The following is a 12,754-nucleotide window of genomic DNA, read 5'->3' on the forward strand; positions in this document are numbered from 1 at the left end:
AGGTTATGCATGGGTTATATAATTCTGATTTACATAAAATGCGTTATAGGACTCAAATTTTGCATTTAATGGAGTATGCTCTGTAAAACAGAAGATAATTGTAAAATTTGAGCCTATATTTGTGTGTTTTCATTGCAATAACTACTATGGGCCTGTGGGATTATTCCCTACATTTCCCACAAATCCCCTTGTCGATAATCTACTTTTCTTTAACCTAAAATGATTTCTTTCTATCCTGTTTTTATACTGTCTTTTCAAATGGAAAATGTCCCCACACCCACCACAACCACCCTTATCGTACCTTAACAAAGAGTAAAATATACAAATATACATGTATATTAATCTACAAAACTGTCCATACTTCTAATGTATTCCCCCATATGCAAAAACCCTTTGCTGGTGCTGAGCAAAGGGTTTCTTTTTATTACAGAAAATTCACCAATGAGTAGTTAGCATATGTTGATTATCGGTATAAAAAACTGGGCTCGGCTAATAAGTTCTGTCAACCTAAGAATTTTTCTACTTTTTCCGTTACCTGATTTAGAATTCTAATAGACATTGAAGTGCTCATAGGATCCGCATCTAAAGAATGATTAGCATTTGGTAAAACTTCAATCTCTATATTGGATTTATCTTTAATTTTCTCTATTGCCCTTGGGATGTAGTGAACGTCTTTTTCACCTATAATGATTAAAGTTTGGTGATGTCCCATAAGCAAGGATTCCACAATACAATCGAAATCTAATAATGGAGTAAGTAAAATTAATGGGGAGTCTTTGTACATGCTTGTTTTCATAAATTTATCAATAAGAGGAATTGTACCTAACGACTTACCTAAGAACATTGTTTCTGTATAATAATTATTTTTCCTCACGTCCTCAATAACTGGAATGATCTCTTTAACCATAATATTTGTTATTTCTTCTACTGAAAGATTAAGTATATCTTTCTCATAAGAATAGTGTATATGAACAACATCGCGTTTGCCTTGAAGCATGGTCATGGTTGAATAATAAAATAGAGGTTTTTCATACGTATAACCCGATCCAGAGAGCATAAAGCAAACCGTAGTACTCCCATTTTGGATATGAGTATAAGAGACTTCTTTTTTATCAATCGTTATTATTTTATGATCTACTCTCATAACATCTACTCCATCTATTTCAAATCATGTTCAATTAATATCCCCTAAATAAATAGGTGACTTCTCATCAAGCAAATACTTTATTATGTATTTACTTAATTCCTTAGGATATATTCTATATTGGAGTAAATCTCTAACACAGATCCATTCTATACCTACTTGATGGCTATCAGGATTAGTCGGTTTTTTATGATTATTTACTCCCTCCATTAGGTGACAAATAAAATAGGACTCAACTTGATGAATGTTAAAGTCGAATGAAGCATGTTCATGGTTTTTTCCTATATATTCGCGAATATGAAGAAGTGCCCCAATTTCTACCTTTTATCCAACTTCTTCTATACACTCTCTTATTAATGCATCATGAAGAGTTTCACGATATTCTTGTCCTCCACCAGGGTAAAGATAAAAGTACCCTTCATTGTCCTGGTTTTTTGTTAATAAGATCTTATCTTCATTAATTATAATAGCTTTTGCTGAGTTTCTAATATACACTTATGTTCCCCCTTTTTAACATCCTAATTTTACCATACAATCTCGTTATCTATATCCTTAATTAAATAAGGACCCTAATATATACTCCATACACTTTTAGTTAACTTAAAACATATCCCAGATGGTAAAAAAATACGAAATTGTTTAGTGAAAACATTTTTACATTTATTTCCATAATGAATAGGTATAATGTCAATATCCTTTAATTACCTTTTTAATTCATAAACAGTAAAATCAATTAGATTGTTCGCAAAGTGCACGTCCGTAAAAGTGTACTTTTACGGCCATTTCTTTTTGATTAGAAATCTAGCTTTTTTTATGTTCATTTAAGTTTAAATTTAAATTACGAACGTCCTTATAAAAACATACACTTTTACGAACATTTTTGATAGAATAATAGGGATATAAATTCAAAATAAGTATAAAAATAGAAATAACAGAATTTGTATCCACATTATTCTACTATGGAATCTTTATCTTTTTTATTTACTTGGAAAAATTTGTATTTTAATATATTTACAAGAAATAAAATACATAAATTGGGGGGTATTGTATTGGAATAAAAGATTAAGCAAAAAACATTTTTGAATCTGTTCCTTTTTACTCGGTATGAGTTTACTCCAACATATTTTTAGGAATATTCTATCACCTTCAGTTATGAAAAACAGTAAGAAGCATCATAGTACAACACTTCCTCTTTTACTTTTGAATCAGACATCGGAAAAATCCCAACACTTTCTCCTACAGAATTGAGGATCATCTTCACGAAGTTTTAACTTTTTCAAATAATTTGATTTTTATTAGCGATGTAAGATATATAAACGAATCTCTATTTTATATTCTAAAACTAAAATTAAACTAATAAATATATTAGTATTAGGGAGGAAAAAATGAAAAAAACTATTTCTATTTTAACAGCATTATCAATAGGTTTTGGGATATTGACTTTTAATGGCGGTAATGTAAGCGCTATCGAAAGAGAAACAAGTACTTTGAGTGAAGAACAAAAGCCTATTGATAAACTGAATGAAGAGCTCAAAAAAGAAGGAAAAGAACCGATAACAGAAGAACGTTATTTCGACCTTGCTAATGAGGCTTTAGATAAAGCAAGAATAGAAGTAAATAAACAGCTCGAAGAAGGAAAAGAAGATATAAAAGTTGAAGAGGAAATAGGAGATGAAGATTTATTTGGTACTGTAACTTTTGAAACAGAAATACTTCAACCTGAGCCAGCACCAAAGAACCTCTTACTGCAGAGTGATGGTTATAATACTCTAGCATATCAAAATAAAAACTATTCGCATAGTATTGCAATGAATGGTTTTGCTTATCAATTTAGAATGAAAACATTTGGTTCATTCACTCATGGAAAAAATTCAAAAGGTCAGGCTGTAGTAAATGGTTACTCGTATCAATGCGATGCACAAACTATATGGCCGTATAGTGCTTCTGATACTGTTAGGGCAAATAGAGTAGATCCCAGTTATGTAAAAGTAATTAGTAAGGGTACTTTTACTGCACTAAAGGTAGGAGCAACTTATCATGGATATATTGACATCGGATTATATGGTAGTGGGAACTATCGAGTCTTAAGATCAAAATTTGATTATTAGTCAAAAAGATCTGGATAAACAGACTTTTATTGATTATAGAGAGGTGTGAAAACTAAATGATGTTTGCAATAGAAGCTATTATAGGATATGTTTGTTTTTTTATACTTAATTTTGTAGTTGATAAATTTTTCAACAAGCAAAAAGCCCCTTTCGGGCGTCTAAGTATCATTTCGTTAATCCAAACTATTATCGCTATAATTATATATGTCATTATTTAGTTGACACACTCTTCTAAGTAAAAGCTCTGTAATTTACAAATAATAGGCAAACAGTACTCTTATGGTTGAATGATTATACAAAGCACAAGAAGGTAGCTTCTTGTGCTTTTAATTTTTATAATAACCTTTAATAATGTACAGGAACACAATCTAGTTTTTTCTGTTTCACTACATAATAACGACTATAACTATCTAGGAGTTTGTGTGTATCTGGATTAATAATAATTGGTTTATCTACGATTCCATTCTTTTCAATGCTCTCTTCTACAGCTTTTTGTTTCGCTATTATCGGTATAAATTGAAGAAAGGTTTCTGGAACCTTAATTTCCTCTAGGGACATCCAATCCTTCGTTCCCTTTGGAACAAGAAGAGGCTTTTTCTCTTTCTCTTTTTTGCCTTCTTCTTGTGGAGTGTATAATGGAAGTTCTGAATTAATGCCCATTTTTAAAATACATCAAAAACATACATTTATGATACATAGATTTTGATACAAGTTTTGAAACAGAAATAAGGGTTTATTGAGGTAGGAACTAATCCATTATGGAACCGTCTCAAAAACCATGTTTTTTGAGACAATGCGTTAATAACTAAAAACAAAGGTAGATAATGAACATAGACTTTGTTATGGATTATTAAATATAAAAATTACGAACATCTTAGCCTTTTCACACAAAAAAGGCTGAGAATTAATCCTCAACCTTTTTTGTATTCTTAAGATTATAGTCTTGTAAACTCTAGGAACTAATTCTTTTGTATAGGAATGTAGAAGGCAGTTTTATAAACTTCAAGAATTAACTCTTTCGTACATGGACGTGGATTACCTCCTGTACACACATCAGCCATAGCAGCGTCTGCTAAAGCATCAAGATCTTCCTCCTTTACACCAATTTCGTTCAACGTTTGAGGAATGTTAAGATCAATAGATAGTTGACGAACAGCCTCAATAGCAGCCTTACGATATTCGTTTTGAGTCATGTTGTCAACCCCTTCAACTCCCATGGCACGAGCGATTTCCTTGAACTTTTCACCCGTGTAATCTTTGTTGAACTCCATTACATATGGAAGCAATACAGCATTAGCTATACCATGAGGAGTATTATAGAATGCGCTTAATGGATGAGCCATACCGTGAACCACACCAAGACCTACGTTAGAGAAAGCCATACCTGTAACATATTGACCAAGAGCCATATCTTCGCGTCCCTTAGGGTCATTGTTAACAGCATCTCGAAGTGAACGAGAAATCAATTCAATAGCCTTTAGGTTTAAAGTATCAGTAAGCTCCCAAGCGCCAAGAGTAGTGTATCCTTCGATAGCATGAGTCAACGCATCTAGACCAGTAGCAGCAGACAATCCATGGGGCATGGAGGACATCATGTTAGGATCAACAATAGCAACGACTGGAATATCGTGTGGGTCAACACAAACGAACTTACGACGATTCTCTTCATCAGTAATAACGTAGTTAATTGTAGTTTCAGCAGCTGTACCAGCAGTTGTAGCAACAGCAATCATAGGAACTGCTTTGTTCTTAGTAGGGGCTACACCTTCTAAGGAAAGAACATCAGCAAATTCTGGGTTATTAATGATAATACCAATACCTTTACCGGTATCTTGAGGAGAACCTCCACCAATAGCGATAATATAGTCAGCACCAGCACTCTTGAAGGCTTCAACACCAGCTTTAACGATAGCAACACTCGGATTAGCTTTAACTTGGTCAAAGATTTCGTAAAGTAGGTTATCATTATCTAATAGGTCAGTTACCTTTTTAACAACACCAAATTTAACCAAATCAGCGTCAGTAACAATCAATGCTTTTTGAAATCTACGGTTTTTAACTTCACCAACAATTTCGTTAATAGCTCCAGCACCATGATAACTAGTTTCATTTAAGATAAAACGATAAGCCATTTTCAATGACCTCCATTTAATAAATTTTTAAGAGAATGGTTAATTCCTTGTAGTTGCTTCATGAAGCTATGTTTGAATTGGTCCCTCAGACCTCCTCCTATATGTGGGCGTTTGAATTGTTTTTAATATAATTGCTTTCTCAAGTAGGGAATAGGATTTGGGAGACCGTGATTTTTTCGAAGATGAAGAAGACCTTTATGATTTTCTAAGTTAAATACTCTTTGAATACCTCAATAAAAACATTACTTCTTCTCTTGGTTATATTGAAGATACATAACATGAGTTTGCAAGTACTCATCTAGTCCATGTTTTCCGTCAGCACCACCAATACCCGATTTTTTCCATCCGGCATGGAAACCTTGTATTGCTTCAAAATTTTCACGATTGACATATGTCTCCCCAAATTCTAATTCCTTACTTGCACGCATAGTTACATCAAGGTTTTGGGTAAAGATAGAGGACGTTAAGCCAAATTCACAATCATTTGCCAACTTTAGTGCATGGTCTAAATCCTTAAAGGTTGCAATAGGGAGAACTGGACCAAAGATTTCTTGTTGCATAATATCCATATCATTATTTACATTCACAAGTACAGTTGGTTCATAGAAGTACCCTTTTTCTCTCGTGGAACGCTTACCACCTGTCAGTAACTTGGCCCCATTAGCTACTGCTTCTTGGACCATTTTCTCTACAGATTCAAGAGCATCTTTACTAGAAAGAGGTCCCATATCAATATTTTCATCAACTAAAGGGTCACCATATCTTATTTCTTTCATTGCTTTTGTTACTCTTATGATAAACTCTTCAGCGATGTTTTCATGAACATAAACACGTTCTGTGCAGTTACATACTTGCCCTGTGTTAATAATACGAGAAGCGACAATTGAACGTACCGCCAAATCAAGATCAGCATCATCCATAACAATAGCAGGAGCCTTTCCTCCTAATTCCAAAGATACTTTCGTAATATTTTCTGCCGCAGCACGCATAACAGCAGCCCCAGCATTATAACTTCCTGTTAAACTAACCATACCTATCTTTTCATTTTTCACTAATTCTTGACCAACCGTACGTCCACTACCGGTCACAATATTAATAACACCTTTAGGCAGACCAACCTTTTTAATAATTTTTGCAAACTCTAATGCATTATTAGGTGATAAATCACTTGGCTTTAAGACAATAGTATTACCTGTGACTAGAGCAGGAGCTGCTTTACGAGCAATTAGGAAAAATGGAAAATTCCATGGTAAAATACCAGCGATAACTCCAATAGGTTCTTTATGAACAAAAATCTGTTCATTTGGACGATCACTTTGAACAATTTCCCCTTCATAGCGTCTTGCCCACCCAGCCATGTAATCAATGTAATCTGCTGTAAAGTTCACCTCCGTTTTAGCTAGAGATAACGTTTTTCCCATTTCTTCTGATATCGTATGTGCTAAAACATCTACATTCTCACGTATCTCTTTGGAAATTTCCTGTAAGTAATTCCCCCTTTCAATGGCAGGGAGTTTCCCCCATCTTTTCTGTGCTTTCTTAGCAGAATCAATTGCCGATCGTACATCCCCTATGGTTCCCCTTTGAATCTCTGAGATAATTTCCTCTGTTGCTGGATTAACAACATTTATTGTCTCTAGTGAACTAGAATTAACAAATTCTCCATCTATGAACATTTGGTACTTTTTAGTAGTAATCTCCATAAATCTTCTCCCCTCGACTGTGAATGAATATATCCTAATTTCGTTCTGTTTAATAAAGACTGTGTAACCCTAATCCATAATTTTCGTGATACTAATTCATTCCAATATAATGAACAAGTGAGTAAACTAGTTCTGACAATACTAACTCTCTCAATCATATATGGCTATATGCACCCTTATATAGCTATGGGCTTTACCATATCAACAAAAAACACACTTTTTTGTAACCGTTATCATTTCATTTCCACTTATTTCTCCCCTATATGACCATACATTTGGATATGAAGGAAATGTACTCTAGAAGTTTGGCGAAACTATTAACCTATAACTCAAAATTCTCATAACACGGTAGAATAAGGATATATAACTTAATAACCACCTTTCCTTTTATTCACTGAACATCTAGTCATCATATGACCTGATACACTTTATAATGCCATTTAAACACTAATTTGATATATTTGTCAATTTAATAATTTAACTTTTCTGAAAATTATTACTCTTAACTATCAGCAAAATTAGTTACCATAATCTTTTTTATCGGAAATAAAAAGCCTTGAATTCTTCAAATTCAAGGCTTTCTCAAATTATTTATAACGTCTAGCTGAAAAAAATTGGACAACTGGAAATACAACTAAAGAAAGACATAAAGCTGCAAACAAAGATATATTTCCAAAATCATTTTTTCTTAAAAAAATCATCCGATCTAAAATCCAAAGTAAAAAAAGACTTATAGTTAGGATGTAATAACTCACTTTAGCACTATTTGTAGCTATCTTTTTCCCCATTTCATCCTTCTGTACCTTTTTATCAGAACCCCAAGTAATGAACTGAAACCATGCTATGACTACTAAAACCATTCCTATTACATGATTTACATTTAATTTGGTTCCAGTTATAAAATCTGTCGTATACATTGTAAGTAAAAATAAGGAAAGCATAGCTAAGATTATGCCTCCAACTATATTATTCTTTCGATTTCTTGTCATTATAAATCCCTCCTGTTTTGGTAAGAAAATAATTCATCTACACTTACTCCTAATATTTCTGCTAGGCAAAAAGCTAGAGCTAAGCTAGGATCGTACTTATTATTTTCAATAGCATTTATCGTTTGCCTGGATACTTCGCAAGCATTGGCTAAATCCTCTTGAGAGAGCTTTTTTAATTTTCTTAGTTCTTTGATTCGATTAATCATCTATATCAACTCAACCCCATAATGTAAAATAAGTTTTACATTTAGATTATATGGTAAAAAATGATAAATGTCAAATTTATTTTACATTTAACTGTATACAAAAATGAATACTCTATACAACTTTAGTTAACATAATCCACCTTAGGGGAAGTGGAGAAGTTCCAGAACCCTTTTCCTCCAAGGATTCTAGAACTTCTCTTTTTTCCCCTTTATGCAAGTTTTTATACATCGTTGAGCTAGCAAGCTTTCTTCCCTTCTCCAATACAAAAAGAGGGCATACAAATCCTAGGTTTTATGCCCTCCTTTTTATTAAATGTTATCAAATATCTTTTAGGTTAATGTCTCTAACTTTCATAACTGCAAAAACTATGCTTGCTAAAATATAATATATACCTAGAATGGATAAACTACTAGTTACAACATTTATAAAATTTTCACTCTTTATAAAAAATCTCCAAATCAAGTTTGCTAATAAAAAAGTAATAGGAAAAAATATAAAAAATCCTAAAAAAGTTAATTTGGATGAATTACTCATAGGCCTCACCTTCTTTAATTAGCATATGTTAATCTGTATTCCATACTCATTTGGATCTATTTTATTTTAATTCTTCTTATAAAGAATGAAAATAAAATCTCTAATAATGCACAGGGACACGTTCTAAATTCTTTTTCTTGGCTACAAAATAACGACTATAACTATCTACAAGTTCGTGTGTATCTGGATTAATAACAATTGGTTTATCTACCGTTCCAGTCTTCTCAATACTCTCTTCTACTACCTTTTGTTTTGCCACCCCTGGGGTAAATTGAAGAAAGGCTTCCGGAACCTTAATTTCCCCTAAGGACATCCATTCCCTCGTCCCCTTTGGAACAAGAATCTGCCTTTTCTCTTTCTCTTGTTTACTTTCTTCTTGAGGTTGACTTCCCTCTTGTTTTTTAGCTCTTGAACCCTTTTTTGGTGTTTGTTTCGGTTGTTTTGTCTCTTTTCCTTTGTCCTCGATTTCTTGTATCTGCATACAGATAACGCCAATCTCACCTGTACATTGTTCAAACGGAATATCCAAACAAGGCTCTCCTTGTACAAGGAAGCATCGTTGAGAAAATTCCTCCTGGCTTATATTTAATTTGTTAAATTGTTTTAGACTCAGTACAACGGTATAGGTAATCGGATTACTTTTAAACGGAATCCCTTTTGGTGCATTAGGACTTCCCTTTTCTTCCATATCAAAAGCCAAGTACTTCCCATAGTCTTGAATTGAGCTCGTCGGACAGCCAGTTACACTAATTTTATGAGCCATCGTTCTTCCTCCTTCTCTCTCTATATGTCTAGTATATATATCCTTATATACCCTTGAACAGAGGTGAGGTTCAAAAAAAACAACAGAAAAAGATAATTTACCCATAATTCTATGGAATTACTATATTATTAATATTTTTCTATATTTGCTACAATAAAGAAATCAAAGGGAAAGAGGTGTTGATAAAGTGAAAAGTACAGGGATTGTAAGGAAAGTTGATCAATTAGGACGTGTGGTCTTACCAAAGGCGCTAAGAGAAAATCTGGCTATTGAGAAGAATGATCCTTTAGAAATCTTCGTAGACGAGAATCAAATCATCTTAAGAAAATATCAGTACCATAAAGCATGTATGATTACAGGGAAAATATCCGAAGACAATATGGTATTAGCAAATGGAAAAGTAGTACTGAGTCGAGAAGGAATAGAGATTCTTTCTAAAGAGGTAGGGGAAATCGACGTTTACGTCTAAAAGATGAATGCCAAGTATAAATGAGTATATACAGATGTGATGATAGGCCCGAATTTTGCATTTATCTTTTGTTTCGTGGGGATTCCTAAATGCAAAATTCAGGTCTATTTTAATACTGTTGGTTTGAAATGGAGTTTAACTGTTTACCAAAAAGATGAACTGATCTAAATTTAGGCTTTTCTTTTTAAACTATAGAAGCAGGTTAGCTCAATAAGGATTGTTAATTTATGTCTTCGAATTTTCAACTATTAAAAGAAGAGTATTAGGGATTTGATGTAAGAAGAGGCAAAGGTAATATTTTAAACATATGTTAGGGAAATATAATAAGGTTCAACTATTTATTTGGAATTACATTTAATGAAAGAGGGATATGATGAAACTATCAGGGAATACAGTATTAATTACGGGCGGGGCAGCAGGAATAGGGTTTGCATTTACCGAGAGATTTATAAAAGGAGGCAATAAAGTCATTGTCTGCGGTAGAAGCGAAGCAAAGCTCCAGAAAGCAAAGGAAAAATATCCTGAACTAATCACACGAGTTTGTGATGTGACCAAAGTATCGGACCGGATTGCTTTGTTCGATTGGGTAACAAGCGAGCATCCTGATTTAAACGTATTGGTAAACAACGCAGGCATTCAACAGCGCTACCATGTTCTTAAAACGAACGCGAAGGATGATTGGAACTATTACAGTCAAGAAATAACCTCCAACACCGAGGCGCCATTCCACTTTTGTATGCTATTTGCACCGTTTTTTGCCAATAAAGACTATGCAGCTATCCTTAATTTATCATCCGGTTTAGCCTTTACTCCAATGGCGATTGCGCCGATTTATTCAGCCACGAAAGCAGCAGTTCATTCATTTACGATGAGCTTACGGCATCAGCTTGAAGATACAGCCATTGAGGTGATTGAAGTTGCGCCACCCGCAGTTAATACCGATTTAGGCGGAGTAGGACTGCATACATTTGGTACCCCTGTAGATGAATTTGCAGATGCGGTATTTAAAGGTCTTAAGGCAGGACAAAACGAGATTGGATACGCGCGTGCTGAAAAAGCGATGAGGATGTCCCGTGATGAAATTGATGAGTCAGTAAGGGAGATGTACTCCAATATGAAAAACACAATTCTATAATAATTAAAGGAACTACCCATGTTGAGCTCTAAGTCCTATAAGGGCTAAAGCTTTTTATGACTTAACCTTAGTTATTTCTTGAATACTTCTTCTAATTAAGAAAGCTCTGCCTAAACAGCAGAGCTTTCTTTTTATTACAATTGATAAAACATACACATACACTTAGCTTCCTAATGAGACTAGGGATGAACTATATGAGACGTGGACAACGATGAATAACAATGAATGAACATAACCTTTATGAAAGCTACTTATTAAACTAACTGGTGCTATTGTTTAAGATTAAATTTTATTTCAACGTGACAAATACGTATTTTTCATTGCTTCTATCTTTTTTATCAACAAAAAATGATCCACTCTTGAAGAGTGGATCATTCAAGTATTTATTAATTCTTCGTGTTATATCCTTTGAAGTTATAACCATAGACTTTTGTTAACTCCTCAAAACTTCGGTAAGAGTATGTGATATTAACGGGCGTTCCCACTTGAACTTTATCATAAAGCTTTTCTACATCGGCATTATGCATTCGAACGCATCCTTGACTCACATATTTTCCAATACTGCTTTCATTGTTATTTCCATGGATCCCGTATGTATCACCATAGGTTCCATTGGCGTTGATTCCTAACCAACGTTTTCCTAATGGATTTCGAGGATATCCCCCAGGAATCTTTCCTGTGTAATATGGTCGATTCTTAATTTTATTAACAACTTTGAAAAATCCAACCGGTGTTTTATCCCACGTCTTCCCTGTTGCAACAGGCACCACCATTTCAAGGTATCCATTATGATAATACGCTAGTTTATTATAGTACTTGTTAATAATAATGAGGTCCTGATTTGCCGTGTTACTTGCTGCCTCCGTTTTTCCTGTCGCCATTCCACCTACTAGAAATACGAGTAAAGCTAAAATTGTCATGGTTTTAATGAATATCTTCTTCATAGCAACTGTTCCCCTTTTATCTATTTTTATAAAAATCTATAAATTCTAACTGTATTTTATAACAATACAGTAAAAAATTACATATATTTCATAGTTTATACAAATTATCTATAATATTCTGTAGCAATAAAGTGTTTTTTATAAAGAAAAGATGCTTTCTCATCACCTTTATTTATTTTTTGGCAGCCATTTTCACTTTAATATTGGGTAAATGCAAAAACTTATCTTCTTTTTATAAAGATTGAGCAGGAATTTTTTCACCTATATTTTCCTACCCCAAACCCATAGATATCATGAGAAAAGGCCGACATTATAGTTTTAGATATGTCGTTGTTAGATACCACTCAATATAAGAATAGTTTGGGAACCTTTATTGCAGACTTAGTTCTTCAAATCCTTTCTTGGATGGCCCAAGAGGAACGGGATTTTATTCAGAAACGTCTGCGAAAAGGAGGAGATTACAGCTGTTCAAGCCGTGAAAGAAGCAAATGTTAAAAAGACAACCTTTTATAAATTAGTAAAGGAACATGAGGATACTTTTAGCAAGAAACTTATATAATAAGAAGAAACTCGTAAAAGAGGCCTTTGTTCCATAACTTCCTGTATAGTTTGTGAATAAGCATCTG

Annotated in this window: 11 protein-coding genes and 2 pseudogenes; 4 read left to right on the top strand and 9 right to left on the bottom strand. The window is 33.5% G+C overall.

Translation table 11 applies throughout. From position 1 onward, the window contains the following. Window positions 1-502: 502 nt before the first annotated feature. Both MOC86_RS13520 and MOC86_RS13525 read right to left on the bottom strand, forming a co-directional pair. Window positions 503-1,144, bottom strand: coding sequence for an alpha/beta hydrolase (locus tag MOC86_RS13520; protein ID WP_268584635.1), 642 nt, complete (start codon window positions 1,142-1,144; stop codon window positions 503-505). 30 nt (window positions 1,145-1,174) lie between these two features. Further along, window positions 1,175-1,639: pseudogene (locus MOC86_RS13525) on the bottom strand (NUDIX domain-containing protein). Window positions 1,640-2,529: 890 nt separating this feature from the next. Between MOC86_RS13525 and MOC86_RS13530 the strand changes: the two are divergent. Beyond that, entirely contained in the window at window positions 2,530-3,252 is a 723-nt protein-coding gene (locus MOC86_RS13530) for a hypothetical protein (protein ID WP_268584636.1), read from the top strand. 345 nt (window positions 3,253-3,597) lie between these two features. On the opposite strand, the gene MOC86_RS13535 is transcribed toward MOC86_RS13530, so the two are convergent. The 6 genes from MOC86_RS13535 to MOC86_RS13560 form a co-directional block, all read right to left on the bottom strand. Then, window positions 3,598-3,912, bottom strand: coding sequence for a hypothetical protein (locus MOC86_RS13535; RefSeq protein ID WP_268584637.1), 315 nt, complete (start codon window positions 3,910-3,912; stop codon window positions 3,598-3,600). A gap of 299 nt (window positions 3,913-4,211) precedes the next feature. Then, complete coding sequence (gene fucO, locus MOC86_RS13540; RefSeq protein WP_268584638.1) at window positions 4,212-5,384, bottom strand: lactaldehyde reductase; 1,173 nt, start codon at window positions 5,382-5,384, stop codon at window positions 4,212-4,214. Window positions 5,385-5,626: 242 nt separating this feature from the next. Further along, the gene (gene aldA, locus MOC86_RS13545) at window positions 5,627-7,087 is read right to left on the bottom strand and encodes an aldehyde dehydrogenase (RefSeq protein WP_268584639.1); all 1,461 of its coding nucleotides are present in this window, start codon (window positions 7,085-7,087) and stop codon (window positions 5,627-5,629) included. 587 nt (window positions 7,088-7,674) lie between these two features. After that, window positions 7,675-8,076 carry a hypothetical protein gene (locus tag MOC86_RS13550; RefSeq protein WP_268584640.1) on the bottom strand — a complete coding sequence of 134 codons (402 nt, stop codon included), beginning with the start codon at window positions 8,074-8,076 and terminating at the stop codon, window positions 7,675-7,677. Further along, window positions 8,076-8,282 (bottom strand): helix-turn-helix transcriptional regulator, encoded by a 207-nt coding sequence (locus MOC86_RS13555; protein ID WP_268584641.1) that lies wholly within the window; start codon window positions 8,280-8,282, stop codon window positions 8,076-8,078. Before MOC86_RS13555 ends, MOC86_RS13550 begins: the two co-directional genes overlap by 1 nt. Window positions 8,283-8,917: 635 nt before the next feature. Continuing rightward, on the bottom strand, window positions 8,918-9,580 hold the full coding sequence (locus MOC86_RS13560) for a hypothetical protein (RefSeq protein ID WP_268584642.1): 663 nt from the start codon (window positions 9,578-9,580) through the stop codon (window positions 8,918-8,920). Window positions 9,581-9,767: 187 nt separating this feature from the next. Here MOC86_RS13560 and MOC86_RS13565 point away from each other — a divergent pair, with 187 nt between their 5' ends. Both MOC86_RS13565 and MOC86_RS13570 read left to right on the top strand, forming a co-directional pair. Then, window positions 9,768-10,049 carry an AbrB/MazE/SpoVT family DNA-binding domain-containing protein gene (locus tag MOC86_RS13565; RefSeq protein ID WP_268584643.1) on the top strand — a complete coding sequence of 94 codons (282 nt, stop codon included), beginning with the start codon at window positions 9,768-9,770 and terminating at the stop codon, window positions 10,047-10,049. A 373-nt stretch (window positions 10,050-10,422) separates the two neighbouring features. Beyond that, window positions 10,423-11,184, top strand: coding sequence for an SDR family oxidoreductase (locus tag MOC86_RS13570; RefSeq protein WP_268584644.1), 762 nt, complete (start codon window positions 10,423-10,425; stop codon window positions 11,182-11,184). Between the two features lie 386 nt (window positions 11,185-11,570). Here the strand turns inward: MOC86_RS13570 and MOC86_RS13575 are convergent, their stop codons facing one another. Continuing rightward, entirely contained in the window at window positions 11,571-12,128 is a 558-nt protein-coding gene (locus MOC86_RS13575) for a L,D-transpeptidase (protein ID WP_268584645.1), read from the bottom strand. 300 nt (window positions 12,129-12,428) lie between these two features. Between MOC86_RS13575 and MOC86_RS13580 the strand changes: the two are divergent. Beyond that, window positions 12,429-12,687, top strand: a pseudogene (locus MOC86_RS13580) (recombinase family protein); the annotation flags it as partial. Window positions 12,688-12,754: the final 67 nt, after the last annotated feature.

Origin of the sequence: Priestia endophytica, from assembly GCF_026790145.1 — a bacterium.
GTDB classification, from domain to species: domain Bacteria; phylum Bacillota; class Bacilli; order Bacillales; family Bacillaceae_H; genus Bacillus_I; species Bacillus_I endophytica_A.

Bases quoted from the DNA above. Each gene is read 5' to 3' on its own strand.
- MOC86_RS13575 (WP_268584645.1), bottom strand. From the start codon at position 12,128: ATGAAGAAGATATTCATTAAAACCATGACAATTTTAGCTTTACTCGTA.
- MOC86_RS13520 (WP_268584635.1), bottom strand. From the start codon at position 1,144: ATGAGAGTAGATCATAAAATAATAACGATTGATAAAAAAGAAGTCTCT.
- aldA (WP_268584639.1), bottom strand. From the start codon at position 7,087: ATGGAGATTACTACTAAAAAGTACCAAATGTTCATAGATGGAGAATTT.
- MOC86_RS13555 (WP_268584641.1), bottom strand. From the start codon at position 8,282: ATGATTAATCGAATCAAAGAACTAAGAAAATTAAAAAAGCTCTCTCAA.
- fucO (WP_268584638.1), bottom strand. From the start codon at position 5,384: ATGGCTTATCGTTTTATCTTAAATGAAACTAGTTATCATGGTGCTGGA.
- MOC86_RS13560 (WP_268584642.1), bottom strand. From the start codon at position 9,580: ATGGCTCATAAAATTAGTGTAACTGGCTGTCCGACGAGCTCAATTCAA.
- MOC86_RS13535 (WP_268584637.1), bottom strand. From the start codon at position 3,912: ATGGGCATTAATTCAGAACTTCCATTATACACTCCACAAGAAGAAGGC.
- MOC86_RS13530 (WP_268584636.1), top strand. From the start codon at position 2,530: ATGAAAAAAACTATTTCTATTTTAACAGCATTATCAATAGGTTTTGGG.
- MOC86_RS13570 (WP_268584644.1), top strand. From the start codon at position 10,423: ATGAAACTATCAGGGAATACAGTATTAATTACGGGCGGGGCAGCAGGA.
- MOC86_RS13550 (WP_268584640.1), bottom strand. From the start codon at position 8,076: ATGACAAGAAATCGAAAGAATAATATAGTTGGAGGCATAATCTTAGCT.